Consider the following 18841-nt stretch of genomic DNA (forward strand, 5'->3'; position numbering starts at 1 on the left):
AGCCAGGGGAGGGTCCTTGGATCAGCGCCCGATCAGGCGCTGGGCGATGCGGTCGGCCACTTCGCTGGCGGGGTCACCGGTCGCGGCGCTTTCGTCCCAAACCTGGTCCAGGCGCACGGGGATCTTTTCAACCCGCGCGTCGACCTCGGAGCGGTCGCCCTGCCCCAGATATTCGAGCGCGACGTTGATGATGCCGCCGGCGTTGATCACATAATCCGGCGCATACACGATCCCGCGCGCGTGCAGGCGGTGGCCATCCTCGCGCGTGGCGAGCTGATTGTTCGCGCCGCCCGCGACAACACGCACCTTCAGCGCCTCGATCGACTGTTCGGTCAGGATCGCACCCAAAGCGCAGGGGCTGAGGATATCGGCATCCTGAGTCAGGATCGCATCGGCGTCGATCGCGTCCGCGCCCAGTTCGGCGGCCAGCGCCTTGGCACGATCGGCATGCACGTCCGCCAGCGTCAGCTTGGCGCCATCCGCTGCCAGCAGCCGCGCAAGCCCGCCGCCGACCGAACCGACGCCCTGGATCGCAACCCGAACGCCAGCCATCGAATCGACGCCCAGCCCGCGCTTCGCCGCCGCCTTGACGCCGAGATACACGCCGCGCGCCGTCACTGGGCCCGGATCGCCACCGGCGCTGCCCGCCGCCACCGGCAGGCCCGAGACATGGCGCGTCTGCGTCGCGACGACCTTCATGCGAGCTTCGGACATGCCGACATCCTCGGCGGTCACATAACGGCCGTTCAGCGATTCGACCGCGCGGCCAAATGCCTCGAGCTGCGCCTGGGTGACTTCGGCACCCGGCTTGTCGGCAAGGATCACGCCTTTGCCGCCACCCATCGGCAGATCGGCCATCGCGTTCTTGTAGCTCATGCCGCGCGAGAGGCGCAGCGCGTCGGTAATCGCGGCGCGGTGATCGGCATAATGCCAGAAACGCACGCCGCCGGCTGCCGCGCCCAGCGCCGTCGAGTGCACCGCGACGATGGCGCTAAGGCCCGACGCCCGATCCGAGAAGAGGTGAACGCCCTCGTGGTCGTCGAAATCGGGAAAGCCCCAGTCGGTGATCATGGATGGATCCGCGCTGTGAGAAAATGGGGCGACCAACGGGAATTGAACCCGCAACCTCTGGTACCACAAACCAGCGCTCTAACCGATTGAGCTATGGTCGCCGTGAAGGAGTGCGCGCTTAGCCGGGTCCGCGCCCGAGCGCAAGATCATTACACGCCTTATCCGCGCGAAATCCTAACCGCTTCCTCCGGCGTCGTCACGCCCGTTCTTGCCAGGGTGCGGGCAGCCGACCCTAGATTGGGCATCTGGATGAAGGCATGGCGCGCCAGGATAGCCGCGTCTCCACCATCGTTCACCAGCCGCCGAATCGTCGCGTCGCCGCGAATTCCCTCGAATACCGCCGTCTGCCCCGAAAACCCGGTGCCGCTACAAGCGCCGCAGCCCGCGGGGGCATAGACGATCGCGCCGGGATCGAACCCCAGCAGCGCCGATACCGAACCGCTGGCCTGGACCGGCTCGCGGCACGTGCCGCACAGCCGCTGCACGAGTCGCTGCGCCAGCACCATGCTCATCGTTGAGGCGAGCTGGAACGCGTCGATCCGCCAGTTGCGCATCTGCTGGATGGCGGCCACCGCGCTCGGCGCTTCGATGCCGGCGATCACCAGACGCCCCGCCTGCGCGGCCGCCATCGCCGCCGCTGCCACGGCGCGATCCTCGATCGAATCGATCATCAGCACATCGATGTCCTGGACAATCGCCGCGATGATCGAGTCGGCGACGGCGGCGCATCGCGAATCGATCACGGTTACGCCGGCGGACGGCGGCACGGGATTGGGAGCGATGGCAAGCAGCGGCCGGGTCCGGCTAGCGGCGATGCTGGCCAGCATATGGAGCGTGGCACCGCGGCCGTTGTTCGCAGGCGAAGCGACCAGGATCAGGCCAGAATCGGCAAGTGCGGTCCGCACCTCCTGCGCCAGCGCGCTGCCGATCCCCAGCGCCTCCAGCCCGCGATGGCCGGATTGCATCGGCGGCCGCCGCAGCACCATGCGATGGCCATGCAGCACCGGCAGCAGCGACACTTCCAAGGCCTGCCCTCGCCAGGGCAGACCCCCCTGGGTCGGCGACTGTCCTGGAGCGCCCATGTCCGCCTCCTGCGTCACCCGCTCGACCAGCAGGCGGGCCTGTTCGGTGGAAAGCTGGCGATAGGGATGCAGCAGCCCGCCGGTACGAAACGCCAGTTCCGCGTGTTCCTCGCCGGGGTCGCAATGCAGATGCGAGGCATCGAGCCGCATCGCCTCGTCGAGCAGTTGCTCCAGCAGCCGCGCGACAGCCTGATCCTCGGTATGCGGCCGCCCCGCGCCGCCCGCGCGTGCCTTGTCCATCTCGATCGTCACCTGCACCGTCCCCTGCCCCGCCGCCGGACCGCGCTAGGAAAGCGCCATTTCCGTGGCGCGTCTTTTTTGTGACAGTTCCGCGGCACGCTGGCACCGCCGGGTCGGATTTGGCAGAAGCGCGGCATGCAGTCAGACGTCCCCCTCCCCGCTACTCTGGGCAGCGGCCACCCTTCCGAGCCCATCGTCGAGCGCCTGCAGCGCCACCCTGGCATTCAGCGCGTTCCCAGCCCAAAATTGACGTTGTTTGTGCTGCGCAACTTTCTGGAAGCTGACCATTGCCGACAGCTGATCGATCGGATCGACCGCGATCGTCGCCCCTCGACGCTGGCCAATGCCGGCAGCGACTATGCTTTCCGTACCAGCGAAACCTGCGATCTGCCGGCGGAGGATCCGCTGGTCTCCACGCTGAAGCAGCGCATCGTCGCTCTCACCGGACTGCACCCGGATCATGGCGAGCCGATGCAGGGTCAGCGCTACGAAATCGGGCAGGAGTTCAAGGCGCACACCGATTATTTCGAGCCGAACACCGCAGACTTTGATCAATATTGCAGCATCGCGGGCCAGCGCACCTGGACGGTAATGCTGTATCTGAACGAAGTGGAGGCCGGCGGCGCTACGCGGTTCAAGGCGATCGACAAGACCGTCCAGCCCGAAACCGGCAAGCTGCTCGCCTGGAACAATCTGCGGCCCGACGGCACGGTGAATCCGGCGACCATCCACCACGCGATGAAGGTGCGTGCCGGCACCAAATACGTCATCACCCAGTGGTTCCGCCAACGCCCCTGGGGCTGATCGGCGGCAGATACGAAAACACCCCGGAAGTCTCCACTTCCGGGGTGTTTTGCGTGGTGCATCGCGCCGCGATCAGAAGGTGGTGCTAAGGCCCACGCTGACCACCCGTCCGCGGATATAGCGGTTGGTGTAGACGACGTTGCCGTTCTCGAACGTCTGACGCTCGTTGAACCGCGTCCGCGTAAGGTTCCGGCCCTCCAGCTTCAGTTCGAACGCCGCGCCGCCGATCTCGAACCCCTGACGGGCGACGATGTCGAACTGGATGCCGGGTCGCTCCACCACGTCGGGCTGGAAGCCCGTACCCGACAGGTTCGACGGACCACGGTTGGTCACGCGGTCGCTGGCATAGTTGAACAGGAAGGTCAGCTGCGAAAGCCGCGTCGTGTCCTCCAGGCTGAGCTGCAGATTGACCAGGTGGTCGGACTGGCCGGTCAGCGGCGCGCCATCGCGGAACTGCAGCGAAGCCGGGCCGAACCCGGCGGCGCACGTGCCGATCGTCTGATTGAGCACGTTCGGCACGCAGCCGTCGTCGGCCGTGATCTCCGAATGGGTGTAGGTGTAGTTCGCGATCGCGGTGATGCGGCGCGTTGCGAAGAAGGCGCTGTTCAGCCCGCGCAGCGGGATATACTTCTGCACTTCGACTTCGCCGCCATACAGCGTCGCCTTGGGCAGATTGGTGAAGCCGGTCTGCAGGCGATCGTCCGAACCGGTGTAGAAGCCCACCTGCTCGATCGGGTTCAGGATCCGCTTGTAGAAGCCGGCCGCCGTGAACCGCTGTTCGCGCGCGAAGAACCATTCGTAACGCGCCTCGAAATTGTCGAGCTTCGAATCCTGCAGCAACGGATTGCCGAAGAACAGGCGATCCGATTCCGGATCGCGGAACTGCTGCGGCGCCAGCTCGCGGAACTGCGGGCGCGAGATGGTTTTGGAGTAGCTGCCGCGCAGCTGCATGTCCGGGGCGAAGTTCCAGGTCAGCGTCAGCGCCGGCAGCCAATAGTCGTTGTCGAGTCGCGTGGTCGTCGTGTTGACGGGCGTGACGAACTCCTTCGCCGTTTCGTAGCGAACGCCGGCAACCGCACGCACGCCTTCGATCGCATCGGTTTCGGCCTGCAGATAGCCGGCATGGATGCGCAGACCCGCATCATAGGCATAGGCGCCCAGCGGCGTGCTGAACTGCAACTGGATGGTGCACGCACCCGTGCCGACCTGCGGGCAGGCGTTGTTCACCACATCCGGGCTCAGCAGATAGTCCGGCCGCAGCAGGTTGTACGGATAGCCCGGCGCGGTGCCGCCGCCGACGCTCGTCTGATAGTTGAACTGAAGCCGCTGCGAAAAGCGCTGCGTGTCCGAGAAATAATAGCCGCTGGAAAGCGTGAGCGGGATCGCGTCGGGCAACGCATAGGAAAGGTCCGCCTGGCCGGTCCACAGGTTTTCGTTCAGGTCGGAGAAGATGATCGACGCGAACGGCGTGAAGCGCTGCGTCACCTGATAGGCGCCGTCGCACTGGAAGCCGGTCGCACCGTTGCCGCCGTCATAGGTGATCGGCTGGCCGGTGGTGGTGCGGTTCGAGCAGAGATAGTCGAACTGGCGCTCATAGGGCGCGTTGCGCTTGGAGTTGGCATAGGCGCCGCGAACGTCGAGCTTCACGCCGGTGAACGGGCGGAACTCGCCGACCAGCTGCGTTTCGAACAGCTCGCGCTGGAACCAGTTGGTGTTCTGCTGGAAGCGCAGGCCGCTGGCGTTGTTGTACACTTCGGCCGCCGAACCGCGGGCCTGCTTCAGCACGTCGCGGATATAGACGTTGGTGAGCCGCACGGTGTTCTCGCCGAACGAATAGCCAAGGCCGAGCAGCGCGTTGCCGACGATCCGGTTATCGGTCAGCAGCGTGCGGAAATCGTTGCGCAGGTCGCCGTTGGTGTTGACGCTGTCCTGCTGGGTGATGAGGCGCGTGCGCCAGGTGTTGCTGTACCCCACCGAGGCAACCAAGCCGATCTGATCGGAACCGATGTCGAGCGCACCACCGCCGCTGATCTCCGCCGACCAGTTGGCCGGGAGCTGGGCATTGCTCTGCAGCAGCGTGGTCGAAGCATTCGAAAGCTGCAGCACCTGTTCGGCAGGGATGATACCCGATCCGGTGGTCGCGTTGCGGATGAAGTCGGGGACCCGGCGGGTACCGTCGTCGAAGCCCAGCCAGTCGGTCTTGCCGCCGAAATAGGTGTAGCCCAGTTCGCTGGTGGTCATGTCGTCGGCCGCAAGCGATCCGCCGAAATGCAGGAAATCCTTTTTCGGGATCGCCGTGGTGGTGAGATTGATGACACCGCCGCCGAACTCGCCCGGATAATTGACCGAATAGGTCTTCTGGACCAGCGCCGAACCGACGATCGTGGTGGGGAAGATGTCGAGCGGCACCGAACGGCGCAGCGGCTCCGGGCTGGGCAGCGGCGAACCGTTCAGCAGCGACGAGGAATAACGATCGCCCAGGCCGCGGACATAGACGAAGCCGCCGCCCACGACGCTGAGGCCGGTCACGCGGCTCAGCGCGCCGGCGATATCGCCTTCGCCGGTACGCGCGATATCTTCGGTCGACAGCACCGACACGATCTGCGGCGTCGAGCGGACAACGTTGGGGATGAAACGGCCGGTAACGACGATATCCTGCGGGACCGAGGAGTCGAACCCAGGTGCGGAAACCTCCACCTCCTGCTGCGCGTCCTGCGCCTGGGGCGCATCCGTGGTTGCAGGGCTGACGGTGCTCGGTGCGGGCGCCGGCGTGCCGGTGCTCTGGGCAAGCGCGGCCGCGGGCACGAGCTGGGACGTCAGAAGAAGAAGCGTGGCATAGGCGTGGCGTCGCTGCATGGCCGTGTCATCCAGTCAGAAGTAAGTGCATGCCGGGGTGGTGGCTGCCACCACCCCGGCAAGGGTTCGCTTCGATCTGCGGCCTTAGCGGCCGTTGCAGGCGAAGAAGACCGAGGTGAACACCGGCGGACCCTGATCCTGCAGCGCGTCGTTCTTCGCACGGATGGTCGAACGATCGGTCGCGCTCGTCTCGCCGGCGACATGGTTGACGCAGGCGACGCCCGACACCGTCTTCACGATGCCGTTGATGAAGGTCATGTCCGCACCACCGCGCAGGCGGATCGCCGCCGGCGCATTCGCCGTCTGGAGGAAGGTGAAGTTGGCGTAGCGGCCCCAGGTGCGCGGCAGCAGATCTTCGGCGTTGTTGGAGTCGATCTCGGTCGAGAACGAGTCCGCCGTCGCGCCCGAAACCTTCTGCGAAGCGATCATGAACTGCATGAACCCGCGCCAGCCATTGTCGACGTCGAAGCCGTCATCGTCCGCGCCGGTCACCGCGATATACTTGATGTTCGATGCGCCGCCGAAGATCTCGATGCCATCGTCGGCCGAGTTGTGGCTCTGGATATGATCGAGCACGGTGGCCGAACCCACGCCGCCCAGCGTCAGGCCCTGCAGTTCGTTGCCGTCGGAGATGGCGATGCCGGAAAAGCGGATCTGCACATAGGACATCTGGCCACTATTGTCGGCATCGTTCGTGCCGCCATAGAAGCGCCCGGTCACGCCTTCGATCGCCTGCTGGCACGGCGTGGGGTTGCTGCCGCCGGTGCCGGTGGCGCAAACTGCGGTGCGCGCACGGCCGAGCAGGATGATGCCGCCCCACTGGCCCTGGGTGGCATCGCTCACGCCGTTGCTGGTCAGGTTCTGCTGCGAGGTGAAGACGATCGGCGCGTCGCGCGTACCCACTGCCTGGATCTTCGAACCGCGGTTGACGAGCAGCAGGTCGTTGGTCGCCTCGCTCGAATCCGCGGCGATCACCACGCCGGCGGCGATGGTGAGCGTCACGCCCGCCGCGCCCGTTGCACCCAGATCCGTGCCGACTTCCGTCTGGCCGCGCAGGCGATAGAAGACGCCGGCAATCTTCGGCAGCGACAGATCGGTCGTGATCGTGGTCGGCAGGCGGCACGCGCGGAACGTGGCGACCAGGCCGTCATCGGTCGTGCCGGCCGGGCAGGCTGCGGTCGAACCGCCGGTGCCGATGGCGGGAACGGCGGTGCAGGCTGCGCCGGTGCCACCGAAGTTCCCGCTGGTCGAGTTGCAGGTCCACTGCTGGAACGCGGTGTCGGTCGGGCCATTCAGCGCACCGACATAGTTGGTGCTGGTGAAGAAGCTGCCCAGCGACGAGGGATCGGTCGCCGTGGTCAGCGAAGTCGCCGTCGCCGGGAACAGGCCGCTGATGTTGGCGCTGGTGCCATTGACATTATTGTTGCTGCCGCCGTTCACCAGCGTGAGCTGCTCATCCGACGTGATGGTGATGCCGTTGACGGTGGTCTGCGCCGCGAACTGGGCTGCCGTGATGTTGGCAGTCGGCGTCGGGGTGGGCGTCGGCGTCGGCGTGGGGGTCGGGGTGACGATGACGACACTGCCCGCGCCCGGCGACGCTACGTTGTCCGCGCCGTTGCAGGCGGAGAGGGCCGCAGTGGCGGCTGTCGTCATGAACATGAGGCCGTAGCGCTTGAAGCTCGCCATCGCGCAATATCTCCCGTGGAATCGTTTCAGAGCGGGCGCGCGGCGGTGATGTTCAATGCCCCTTTTGCGCCCGAGCGAGCCCCTAGCGGGCTCGGATGACGCTGATATGCGGTTCGAAAGACGTTTGAGTGACGTGCCAATAACAGATTTATGACATCGTTTCCGCTCGTCGCGCTTCGCGCGCGGACGGCGGTCCAATAGGAAAAAGCCCGCCGGCATCGCTGCCGGCGGGCTCTCTATATGGTGGGCGCGGCTGGGATTGAACCAGCGACCCCTGCGGTGTGAACACAGTGCTCTACCACTGAGCTACGCGCCCATTGGCCGGGGTAGAAACCCGATGGCCGAAACGGGAAGCGGGCCTTTAGAGCCCAGATGCGGCGCTGTCCAGCCCCGTCGGATGGCGAGGATGAATTTTGCCGCCGGCTGTTCAGTTCACCGAATCCTTCAGAACCTTGCCAGGCTTGAACTTCGGCTGGTTGGACGCCTTGATCGTCATTTCCTCGCCCGTGCGCGGGTTGCGACCCGTGGAAGCCTTGCGCTTGCTGACCGAAAACGTGCCGAACCCAACAAGGCGGACTTCGTCACCCTTCTTGAGCGCGCCGGCGATCACATCGAAAACCGCTTCGACAGCTTTAACGGCATCGCCCTTGGCCAGTCCCGAAACATCGGCGACCTGACCGATCAGCTCTTGCTTGTTCATGCTGGTGCAAACCCCCTGATTCTGTGCGTAATATCGCGTTGAAAACGATGAATGATGCAATGAGTCGCGGCGGCTGCGCCAGCTTGCGAGTCAGCACAGCGCAGCCGCCGGAGTCAAAACCTTTCGGACGGAATTGCGTCAGAAATGTTGCGTTTTGTCAATGATGCAGTGCGTCTCCGATCGCGGGTACGCCTGCGGGCGGCTGCGTAGCGAGTTCGTCCGCGTCCGACCAGTCGATTGCGGTGAGCGGTTCGGTCAGCGCCAACCGTAGCACTTCGTCGACATGCGCAACCGGCACGATCTCCAGACCCTCACGAATGTTCGCGGGAATCTCCGCCAGGTCCTTCTCGTTCTCGGTCGGGATCAGCACCATCTTGATGCCGCCGCGCAGCGCCGCGAGCAGCTTTTCCTTCAGGCCACCGATCGGCAGCACACGGCCACGCAGAGTCACTTCGCCGGTCATCGCCACGTCCTTGCGCACCGATACACCGGTGAGCGTCGAGACGATCGAAGTGACCAGGCCGATGCCCGCCGACGGACCGTCCTTCGGCACCGCGCCTTCGGGCAGGTGGACGTGGATGTCCTTCCGCGCGAACAGGCTCGGCTTGATGCCGTAGCTCGGGCTGCGCGCGCGGACAAAGCTGAACGCGGCTTCCACCGATTCCTTCATCACGTCGCCCAGCTTGCCGGTCGTCTTGATCGCGCCCTTGCCAGGCACGGTGACGCTCTCGATGGTCAGCAGCTCGCCGCCCACTTCGGTCCAGGCAAGGCCGGTGACCGCACCGATCTGGTGCTCCTCCTCGCCCACGCCGAAGCGGTATTTCCGAACGCCGGCATAGTCCGCGAGATTTTCGGGCGTGATGGTGACCTGGGTCTCCTTGCCCTCGAGGATCTTGCGCAGGCTCTTGCGGGCGAGCTTGGCGATCTCGCGCTCCAGCGTGCGCACGCCGGCCTCGCGGGTGTAGTAGCGGATCAGGTCGCGCAGGCCCGCGTTGGTAAGGACGAACTCCCCGTCCTTCAGGCCGTGCGCGTCGATCTGCTTGGCGATCAGGTGCCGCTCGGCGATCTCGACCTTCTCGTCCTCGGTGTAGCCCTCGAGCCGGATGATCTCCATGCGGTCGAGCAGCGGCTGGGGCAGGTTGAGCGAGTTGGCCGTGCACACGAACATCACGTCCGAAAGATCGATGTCGATCTCCAGATAATGGTCGTTGAACTTGCTGTTCTGCTCCGGATCCAGCACCTCAAGGAGCGCCGAGGCGGGATCGCCGCGGAAATCCTGGCCCAGCTTGTCGATTTCGTCGAGCAGGAACAGCGGGTTCGAGGTGCCGGCCTTTTTCAGGTTCGACACAACCTTGCCCGGCAGCGAGCCGATGTACGTACGACGGTGGCCGCGGATCTCGGCCTCGTCGCGAACGCCGCCCAGCGACTGGCGGATGAACTCGCGGCCGGTCGCCTTGGCAATCGACTTGCCCAGGCTGGTCTTGCCCACGCCCGGCGGGCCGACGAGGCACAGGATCGGCCCCTTCAGCTTGTTGGTGCGTGCCTGGACCGCGAGATATTCGACAATCCGGTCCTTCACCTTCTCCAGGGCATAGTGATCCTGGTCGAGCACGCCCTGCGCCTCGGCGATGTCCTTTTTCAGCTTGGACTTCTTGCCCCAGGGAAGGCCCAGCAGCACGTCGAGATAGTTGCGCACCACGGTCGCCTCAGCTGACATCGGCGCCATCGTCTTGAGCTTCTTCAGTTCGCCCTGCGCCTTGGCGCGGGCCTCCTTCGAAAGCTTGAGCGTGGCGATCTTCTGCGTCAGCTCGGCGACTTCATCGCCCTCGCCGTCCTCGCCCTCGTTACCCAGCTCGCGCTGGATCGCCTTGAGCTGTTCGTTGAGGTAATATTCGCGCTGGGTCTTCTCCATCTGCCGCTTCACGCGGCTGCGGATCTTCTTCTCCACCTGCAGCACACCCAGCTCGCCCTCCATAAAGGCGAACACCATTTCCAGGCGCTTCTGGGGATCGTTCTCCACCAGCAGCGACTGCTTGTCGGCGACCTTCACGGCGATGTTGGCGGCTACGGCATCGGCCAGACGCGAGGGATCGTCCAGCTCGCCCAACTGCACTGCGGTTTCGGCCGGCAGCTTGCGGTTGAGCTTGGCATAATTCTCGAACTGCTCGACGACCGAGCGCATCAGCGCCTTCAGCTCGGCGCTCGCCGCCTCCAACGTCGTGTCATCCTCGGCCACCGGCGCGACATGCGCGGTGAGATAGCCGTTGGCTTCCTCGATCGAGGACAGGCTGCCGCGCTGCTTGCCGGCGACCAGCACGCGCACCGTGCCGTCGGGCAGTTTCAGCAGTTGCAGCACTTCGGCCGAAACGCCGGTGTCATAGAGATCCTCGCGGCCGGGATCATCCTCAGCGGGATCGAGCTGCGCGACGAGGAAGATCTCCTTGTCGTCGGCCATCGCCGCTTCCAGCGCCGCCACCGACTTATCGCGGCCGACGAACAGCGGCACGATCATGTGCGGGAAAACGACGATGTCGCGAAGCGGCAGGACGGGGTAAGACTGCTTCATGAAAACTCCGGGTCCGCCCCATCGGGGCTCCTTGTTCCTCTTTATATGGGACGAAGCGCCGCCGCATCAATCGTGCGCGACGGAAACCGGGCGCAACACGCTTCCGAACGCCCTTCCCCGGCACGGCAGCGAAACATTCGCGTTGCGCCGCAACATCTTGTCATCGTAAGCATCGCCTGGTCGCATTCTTCCAAAAATTTGCCAAGGAACGGAGCCTGAGGTGCGGAACGCGTTGATCTGGAGCCTTTTGGCCGCCGGCCTTGCCGCCCCGCTGCTGCCTGCGCAGGGACAGACCCGTGGCAACCCGCCGATCACCGCGATAACGCAAGAATCGGGCGGCCCGATCGCAGCCGATCGCGCCGCGCTGCATCTCGACCATGTCGATCTTGCGATCGAGGTGCAGCCGGCCAGCCACAGCATTCTCGGCACTGCGACGCTCAAGTTGCGGACCAGCGCGCCGCTCACCCAACTGCTGATCGATCTGGACCGCAATCTGCCGGTCAGTTCGATCCGCATCGACGGCACCGTGCTGAAGCGGGATCGCTGGAGCAACCCAGACGGTCGTCTGCGCATCGCCCTTCCCCGCCCGGTCAAAGCAGGGGATATCGTCACCGCCGCGATCGCTTATGGCGGTACCCCGCATGTCGCCGTGCGCGCGCCGTGGGACGACGGGCTGGTCTGGTCGACCACGCCGGGCGACAAACAGCCCTGGGTGGCGACGACGGCGCAGGGCTATGGCTGCGATCTTTTCTGGCCGTGCCTCGATTTCCCCCGCGGCGAACCGGATCTGGTCGATCTGCACATAACCGTGCCAGCGGGCCTGAAGGCGCCGTCGAACGGCAAGCTCCTCCGTGTAGACACGCTGGCGGACGGCCGCACCACCTGGCACTGGCGCGCCCGCAGCCCCAACCCGTACGACATCGCCCTCAACATCGGGCCCTATCAGGAGCTGCGGACGGACTATCGCAGCCGCTTCGGCAACAGCTTCCCGCTCATCTACTGGTACCTGCCAAGCCGGGAAGCGAAGGCCAAGGCGCTGTTCGCCGAGTTCGCGCCGACGGTGGATTTCTACGAACAGATGATCGGCCCCTATCCCTGGACCGACGAAAAGCTGGGCGTGGTCGAGACGCCGCACCTCGGCATGGAACACCAGACGATCAACGCCTATGGCAACAACTATCGCAAGACACCCTCGGGTTTCGACGAGATTTTCCAGCACGAACTGGGCCATGAATGGTTCGGCAACCAGATGACGGTTGCCAACTGGGATGACTTTTGGCTTCACGAAGGCTTTACCCAATACATGCAGCCCCTATACGCCCAGTGGCGCGAAGGCGATGCTCGCTATGCCGTAATGATGGACCAGTTCCGTCTCGCCATTCGCAATAAGGCGCCGATCGTGTCCGGCAAGATCCGCACCGAGGAAGACGTCTACGAAGAAGCCAAGGGCGGCCCAGGGCAAGATATCTACTACAAGGGTGCTTGGGTACTGCATACGCTGCGCTACCTGATCGGTGATGCACAGTTTTTCGAAGCCACGCGTCGGCTCGTCTATGGCAGACCCGATCCACGACCCGGAAACTTCAAGCCGCGCTTCGCGACGACAGCGGAGTTCATCACCATCGTCCAGCAGGTGACTGGACGCGATCTGGGCTGGTTCTTTGATGCATACCTCTATCAGGCGGCCCTGCCGGACCTGCAGGTAGAACGCAGCGGCGATCAGCTGCGGCTGCGCTGGAAGACGCCGCAGGACCGGCTCTTCCCGATGCCCGTCGACTTCACGGTAGACGGCCAACCCCGCCGCGCGACGATGGCGGGCGGTGCGGAAACGCTCACCGTTCCGGCCGGCGCGCATATCATTCTCGACCCCAACGCACATGTGCTTCGGCGCTCGGATTCCGTGGAGGCATATCAACAATGGGCGAGTCAGCGTTAACCGGCATCGTCGGCCCGGTACCGGTGGGGACGCCAGGGCTGGCGGCGCTGTTGGTCGGTCTCCTGCTGTTTGTGGGTGCCGTCGCCTTCGTCCAATGGCGGGTGCATCGGGCCGGCGGATCGCGCGCCGCTGCCTCGGCGCATGTGCCATCCAGGCGCGGAATGCTGTTGCAAGCCATCGGTTTCGTGCTGGTCGCTCTGGGTCCGGTCAAGCCGACGCTCCAGGCCGGTTCGGCGGCGTCGCTGGGCCAGGCGGTAGCGGTGGCGATCCTGATGGGCTTCTGCATCGGCCTGTTCGCGACCGCCGCGTTCGCGTTGCAGAACAACTGGAGCTTCGCTGCCCGCACCCGGGGGGACCATGATCTGGTCACCTGGGGGCCGTTCGCCACGATCCGGCATCCCATCTATGCCGGCCTATTCGCAGCCTTACTCGCTTTTGCCATCGCTTTCGGCCATTGGCGCGGGTTTCTGGTCGGCTTTCCCTTCTTCTGCTACGGCACCTGGCTGCGCGTCAGCGCCGAGGAGCGGCTGCTGCGAGAGCGCTTTGGTCATGGCTATGAACGCTATGCTGCGCGGGTGAAGCGCTTCATTCCCAAGCTGTTTTGACCGCGGCGGGCCTGCTCGACATTGCATTCGCACCACGGCTCTGCGACCCTGCGCACAAGGATGCACGGCGAAGCGAACGAGGCAGAGGCATGAAGCAACTCTGGTTGGCAGCAGCGGGCGCCGGACTGGCCTGCATCGCCTGCCCTGCATCGGCCCAGCGCGATTTGCAAATCGAGGGTCCCTGGACGCACGGCCCGACCGGGCTGGTATTCCCCGATCGTTTGGGTACCGCAATGCGGACGCGCATCCACGAATATGACGATGCCGGAAACGATGTCAGCGCCGGATATGCGGTACGCCAGGGCGGCCAGATAGCGTTCGTGACGCTGTACCTATACCCAGCCACGCCCGAGCGGAGCTGCGCCGCCAGTTTCCAGGAAATGGAAAAAAGCGTGGTCCAGTCTTATGGCGACGTGCAGATCACGCAGAGCGGCCGCTGGCCCTCACCCTCCGGCCGCACCGCCGACGTCGGTTATCATGCACGCTTTGCGCTTACCGGCCAGCTCGATGGTAAAGAACAGCCGCTGACGTCGGAAAGCTACCTGTTCTGCCCGGCGGGCAATGCCTGGCTTGTTGCCGCCCGCGCCAGCTGGGCGCGCGATAGCGATTTCAGCCGGGCCTTCGCCGATCTGCTGCACGGGCTGCGATGGCCGGAACCGCTTGATGCGCCTGCCCCGGCAGAAACGCCCGCCGCCACCCCCGCAAACTGAACTGCCGGCGGCCATCGCCGATCAATCGACAAAAAAGAGACGCGGCAGCAATTGCTACCGCGTCTCCGATTTTACCGTCGATCGGACAGGTTCAGGCGGCGCTGCCGGCCTTCTCCTTCTTGGCATAGATCCGCACCGGTTCCTTGCGACCCTCGATCACGTCCTTGTCGACCACAACTTCGTCGACGCCGTCCATGCTGGGCAGGTCGAACATCGTGTCGAGCAGGATGCCTTCGAGGATCGAGCGGAGGCCGCGTGCGCCGGTCTTGCGCTCGATCGCCTTCTTCGAGACGGCGGTGAGCGCGTCGTCGGTGAAGCCGAGCTTGACCGCCTCCATGTCGAACAGCTTCTGATACTGCTTGACCAGGGCGTTCTTCGGCTCGGTCAGGATCTTGATCAGCGCCTCGACGTCGAGGTCTTCCAGCGTCGCGATCACCGGCAGACGGCCGACGAACTCGGGGATCAGGCCGAACTTGAGCAGATCCTCCGGCTCGGTCTGGCGAAGCAGTTCGCCGGTGCGGCGCTCGTCGGGGGCTGCGACATGCGCGCCGAAGCCGATGGACTTGCCCTGCAGGCGATCACCGATGATTTTCTCGAGGCCCGAGAAGGCACCGCCGCAGATGAACAGGATGTTGGTCGTGTCCACCTGCAGGAATTCCTGCTGCGGGTGCTTGCGGCCGCCCTGCGGCGGAACGCTCGCGGTCGTGCCTTCCATCAGCTTGAGCAGCGCCTGCTGCACGCCTTCACCCGACACGTCGCGGGTGATCGACGGGTTCTCGGCCTTGCGGCTGATCTTGTCGATCTCGTCGATGTACACGATGCCGCGCTGCGCCCGCTCAACATTGTAGTCGGAAGCCTGCAACAGCTTGAGGATGATGTTCTCCACGTCCTCGCCGACATAGCCGGCCTCGGTGAGCGTGGTGGCATCGGCCATGGTGAACGGTACGTCGAGGATGCGCGCCAGCGTCTGCGCCAGCAGCGTCTTGCCGCAGCCGGTGGGGCCGACGAGCAGAATGTTCGACTTGGCGAGCTCGACATCGGCACCCTTGGCGCCGTGGTTCAGCCGCTTGTAGTGGTTGTGCACCGCGACCGAGAGGACGCGCTTCGCCTTCTTCTGGCCGATGACGTAATCGTCGAGCACGTCGCAGATTTCCTGCGGCGTGGGGACGCCCCCGTCCTTCTTCGACACCAGCGAGGACTTGGTTTCCTCGCGGATGATGTCGTTGCACAGCTCGACGCACTCATCGCAGATGAACACGGTCGGGCCGGCGATGAGCTTGCGCACCTCGTGCTGGCTCTTGCCGCAGAAGGAGCAATAGAGCGTGCTCTTCGAGTCACCGCCGCTGAGCTTGGTCATTCAATCCATCCTTCGCGCCTCGGGCGCGCTACGCTCGCCTGCCATCCTACACGCAGGCGAAGTTCCGGCAATCCATAATCGCCCCGCCCGCCCGACGTTCCATGCACCGGGAACCGTCAGGCGGCCGAGGATAGTCTAATAGTCTTAATTACCCGCTGCCGCATCCTCGGTCGGCACCGGCCGCTTCTCGTACACCTCGTCCACGATCCCGAAGGCCTTGGCCTCCTCGGCTTCGAAGAACGAGTCGCGATCCATCGTCGTTTCGATCTTCTCGATCGGCTGGCCGGTATACTTCGAATACAGCGCGTTCATACGCGCGCGGATCCGGAGAATTTCCTTCGCCTGGATCTCGATGTCCGACGCCATGCCCTGCGCACCCCCCGAAGGCTGGTGCAGCATGATGCGGGCGTTGGTCAGCGCCACGCGCAGGCCCGGCTCGCCCGACGCCAGCAGGAACGACCCCATCGACGCCGCCTGGCCGATGCACACCGTGCCGACGCGCGGACGGATATACTGCATCGTGTCGTGGATCGCCATACCCGCCGTGACGACGCCGCCCGGCGAGTTGATGTACATCCAGATGTCCTTCTTCGGATTTTCCGATTCGAGGAACAGCAGCTGGGCGGTGATCAGCGAGGCCATATGGTCTTCAACCTGGCCGGTCACGAACACGATCCGCTCCCGCAGCAGGCGCGAATAAATGTCGAAGCTGCGCTCGCCGCGGCTCGACTGTTCGATAACGATGGGAACGAGTGCGCCGGTAACGGGATCGATGGTCATCTGACCGGAAAGCGGATGCATGTGGGATGATCTCGTGGTTGTTTATTGCCCGCCACAACATCGGCGCTCCGACAGCCCAGCGCAAGAGGGACTGTACCGGAGGTGGACACTCAGGCCGATTGCAGCGCCGCCGCCTGCCGGTCTGCCCGCGCGATCCGTTCCCGCACTTCGGGTGCGTTTGCAAAAGCTTGTAGCGCGGCTGCGAAGGTTGGCATGCGAGGGCTGGCGAGCGGGACGTAACGCGGTCGCGCTGCTTTCCAGCCCAGCGCGCGGCCAGGTACGGCGTCGATCAGACCGGTCGGTAGTCCGCAGACCTCCGCTACCGCAGCGGCAAAATCCGCCCAGCTGACCGCGCTCTGGTTGGCCAGGTGGAGCACTCCGCCCGTTCCGTCGATCAGTTCGTCGAGCACGGCGTGGCACAGCTGCGGCACATATGTCGGCGAGACGATCTGATCCGACGCCGCCGCAAAGCGCCGCCCCGCCGCCAGCGCCTCCACCGCATGGACGGCGAAGTTGTGCTGGTCCCACGGCGAGAAGAACGCGGCCGTCCGCACGATCAGATGCTGCCCTGTCAGCGCGCCGATCGCCGCCTCCATCGCCGCCTTGCTGCGGCCATAGGCGCCCAGCGGCGTGCAGGGATCGCGCTCCGTATAGGGGCGTTCCAGCATGCCGTCGAACACAAGGTCGCTGGAGAAGCTCACCGTCGCGATGCCGCGCTCGGCGCAGGCAATGGCGAGTTCGGCCGCGCCGACGCAGTTCGCGGCGAAGCAGGCAGCTTCCGCGTCCTCCGCCTCATCCACGCGCACCCAGCCGGCGGCGTTGATCACCGCCCAGGGCCGATGGCGCTGGAGCGCCCGCGCGATGGACTCGCCATCGTGCAGGTCCAGCATCGCGCGATCGGTGAGGATGTGGGCAAGGCCTCGCAAGGCGCAAACCCGCGCCAGCGCCTGGCCCAGCGTGCCGGTGGCGCCGGCGATCAGCAGCGGGCGGGCTTCCTCCGTCATGCGCCGTGCCCGCTCCGCCGGTACCGGGTGCGGATGGCTGCGATGGGTGACGCGCAGGTCGCGCCGCCACCAGCCCTCGCCCGTCAGCGCCGGCGCCGTCGCGCGCTCACCCGTTGCCAGCGCCTGTAACAGCGGCACCATCGCGGTGGGCCGAGGGCCATCGCCGCCGCGCAGGTCAAACACGCCCGGCTCATACACGCCGGGACCGGTGAGCAGCGTGTTCCAGCCCGAAGCGCCGAACAGCGACCAGGCCGTCACCGCGCACACGTCGATGCCCACCGCCCGCGCCGCCTCGGCATCGTCCCAGGCATCGCGCATCCAGCGCATCTGCTCCTCGCGCGTGCAGCCATTATGCACTTCGGTGATCGCGATCGGGATGCGAAAGCGTTCCCATGCTTCGGCCAGTGCCGTGGCTAGTCCGTCAGGTGCGGGATTAAGCACTCGCACCGCCTCGGTGTCGACATAGACGACGCTGCCATTGCCCCCGCGCATTTCAGGCGGATAGGCGGCGACATGCTCGTCCAGGAAGCGGTCGCTGGTCAGATAATGGTTGATCCCGATCAGATCGGGCGGACACGGCGCCGCCGCGATCGCTTCCAGCTTCCCCTGCAGCCCGAATTCGGCAAGCCGGTCCCACATCGCGTGGCCCGGCACCACGCGACCGCAGAGCAGATCCCAGCCCATCCAGCGGCGGTGATTGTCAAAGGCGACCTGCCCCTGAGTCCTCGGCGTGCCATAGGTCTTGCCGAGATCGTCGGTCTGTATCAGCCGGGCATCGGGGCGCACCGCCCGCACGGCGGCCATCGCGTGCAGCACGCCTTCGACCTGATGCACCAATGCTCGCCAAAAGCTGCCTTCATCACGCGCATGCGGATACCAATGGCCATATAGCGCGGCGAACCGCGCCGTGGTCAGCGGCTCGTTCACGGGCGTCCAGTCCGCGATCCAGGGATAGCGTTCGGCCACGCGCGCGGCATAGTCGCCCAGCTTCCTGCCGAAATCGGGATCGAGCAGGTTCGTGCGCCGCGGCCCGCTACCGTGATGCACCAACCCGGCGATCGGCCGCACATCCAGTTCGCGCAGCCGCGCAAGCCGCTCGTCGCTCCACGTCCAGTCGCATTGGGCGGGATCTTCCGGGCACACCCGCTCCCACAGCACCGGAAAGCGCAGGGCGCGCACACCAAGCGCCGCGATGCGATCGATATCGCCGGGCCTATCATGATGCCCGGTTTCAATCGACTGATCGCGATATCGATCGCCGACGCGATTCACGGTGCACTCGGCACCGCCCCATAATTCGAGTGGTGGCATGGACGTCCTCAATGGCTGCACGAACGTTGAGGTCCGGCCCGAACCCGGCCGAAAGATAAACCTGGATCAGCAAGGCCGCTCCGCTCGTCGCAAAAGGACGCAAAAAACCTCCGGCGAAGCGCGTAGCGGGTAC

The 18841-nt window shown here is 65.2% G+C and carries 13 protein-coding genes and 2 tRNA genes; 4 read left to right on the forward strand and 11 right to left on the reverse strand.

Annotated elements, in window-relative coordinates; genetic code table 11:
• Nucleotides 1–21: 21 nt before the first annotated feature.
• The 3 genes from ACNFJ7_RS06710 to ACNFJ7_RS06720 all read right to left on the reverse strand — a co-directional run bounded on the left by ACNFJ7_RS06710 (nt 22) and on the right by ACNFJ7_RS06720 (nt 2411).
• On the reverse strand, nt 22–1071 hold the full coding sequence (locus tag ACNFJ7_RS06710) for a Glu/Leu/Phe/Val family dehydrogenase (protein WP_019368069.1): 1050 nt from the start codon (nt 1069–1071) through the stop codon (nt 22–24).
• 24 nt (nt 1072–1095) lie between these two features.
• Nucleotides 1096–1172 (reverse strand) — tRNA-His (locus ACNFJ7_RS06715).
• 57 nt (nt 1173–1229) lie between these two features.
• The gene (locus ACNFJ7_RS06720) at nt 1230–2411 is read right to left on the reverse strand and encodes an ATPase, T2SS/T4P/T4SS family (protein ID WP_019368068.1); all 1182 of its coding nucleotides are present in this window, start codon (nt 2409–2411) and stop codon (nt 1230–1232) included.
• A 117-nt stretch (nt 2412–2528) separates the two neighbouring features.
• On the opposite strand from ACNFJ7_RS06720, the gene ACNFJ7_RS06725 reads away from it, so the two are divergent.
• On the forward strand, nt 2529–3197 hold the full coding sequence (locus tag ACNFJ7_RS06725) for a prolyl hydroxylase family protein (RefSeq protein ID WP_037512872.1): 669 nt from the start codon (nt 2529–2531) through the stop codon (nt 3195–3197).
• Between the two features lie 72 nt (nt 3198–3269).
• Here ACNFJ7_RS06725 and ACNFJ7_RS06730 read toward each other — a convergent pair whose 3' ends face one another.
• From ACNFJ7_RS06730 to lon, 5 genes are all read right to left on the reverse strand, one after another.
• The gene (locus ACNFJ7_RS06730) at nt 3270–6053 is read right to left on the reverse strand and encodes a TonB-dependent receptor domain-containing protein (protein ID WP_019368066.1); all 2784 of its coding nucleotides are present in this window, start codon (nt 6051–6053) and stop codon (nt 3270–3272) included.
• Between the two features lie 84 nt (nt 6054–6137).
• A complete protein-coding gene (locus ACNFJ7_RS06735) occupies nt 6138–7739 on the reverse strand; it encodes a hypothetical protein (RefSeq protein WP_019368065.1) in 1602 nt (533 codons plus the stop codon).
• Nucleotides 7740–7980: 241 nt separating this feature from the next.
• Nucleotides 7981–8055: transfer RNA gene (locus ACNFJ7_RS06740), tRNA-Val, on the reverse strand.
• A gap of 111 nt (nt 8056–8166) precedes the next feature.
• Nucleotides 8167–8439 carry an HU family DNA-binding protein gene (locus ACNFJ7_RS06745; protein ID WP_019368064.1) on the reverse strand — a complete coding sequence of 91 codons (273 nt, stop codon included), beginning with the start codon at nt 8437–8439 and terminating at the stop codon, nt 8167–8169.
• 157 nt (nt 8440–8596) lie between these two features.
• Nucleotides 8597–11005 carry an endopeptidase La gene (lon, locus tag ACNFJ7_RS06750; protein ID WP_019368063.1) on the reverse strand — a complete coding sequence of 803 codons (2409 nt, stop codon included), beginning with the start codon at nt 11003–11005 and terminating at the stop codon, nt 8597–8599.
• 1249 nt (nt 11006–12254) lie between these two features.
• Here lon and ACNFJ7_RS06755 point away from each other — a divergent pair.
• The 3 genes from ACNFJ7_RS06755 (at nt 12255) to ACNFJ7_RS06765 (ending at nt 14256) form a co-directional block, all read left to right on the forward strand.
• Nucleotides 12255–12941, forward strand: a complete 687-nt coding sequence (locus ACNFJ7_RS06755; RefSeq protein ID WP_419724243.1) for a M1 family metallopeptidase — start codon at nt 12255–12257, stop codon at nt 12939–12941.
• Nucleotides 12923–13546 (forward strand): methyltransferase family protein, encoded by a 624-nt coding sequence (locus ACNFJ7_RS06760; protein ID WP_019368061.1) that lies wholly within the window; start codon nt 12923–12925, stop codon nt 13544–13546. Before ACNFJ7_RS06755 ends, ACNFJ7_RS06760 begins: the two co-directional genes overlap by 19 nt.
• A gap of 89 nt (nt 13547–13635) precedes the next feature.
• Nucleotides 13636–14256 (forward strand): hypothetical protein, encoded by a 621-nt coding sequence (locus ACNFJ7_RS06765; RefSeq protein ID WP_019368060.1) that lies wholly within the window; start codon nt 13636–13638, stop codon nt 14254–14256.
• Between the two features lie 91 nt (nt 14257–14347).
• On the opposite strand, the gene clpX is transcribed toward ACNFJ7_RS06765, so the two are convergent.
• From clpX to ACNFJ7_RS06780, 3 genes are all read right to left on the reverse strand, one after another.
• Complete coding sequence (gene clpX / locus ACNFJ7_RS06770; protein WP_019368059.1) at nt 14348–15613, reverse strand: ATP-dependent Clp protease ATP-binding subunit ClpX; 1266 nt, start codon at nt 15611–15613, stop codon at nt 14348–14350.
• A gap of 144 nt (nt 15614–15757) precedes the next feature.
• On the reverse strand, nt 15758–16393 hold the full coding sequence (locus ACNFJ7_RS06775; protein ID WP_019368058.1) for an ATP-dependent Clp protease proteolytic subunit: 636 nt from the start codon (nt 16391–16393) through the stop codon (nt 15758–15760).
• Between the two features lie 110 nt (nt 16394–16503).
• Nucleotides 16504–18708 carry a family 1 glycosylhydrolase gene (locus ACNFJ7_RS06780; protein WP_019368057.1) on the reverse strand — a complete coding sequence of 735 codons (2205 nt, stop codon included), beginning with the start codon at nt 18706–18708 and terminating at the stop codon, nt 16504–16506.
• Nucleotides 18709–18841 lie beyond the last annotated feature (133 nt).

This window comes from Sphingomonas sp. HT-1, from assembly GCF_048568905.1.
GTDB lineage: Bacteria > Pseudomonadota > Alphaproteobacteria > Sphingomonadales > Sphingomonadaceae > Sphingomonas.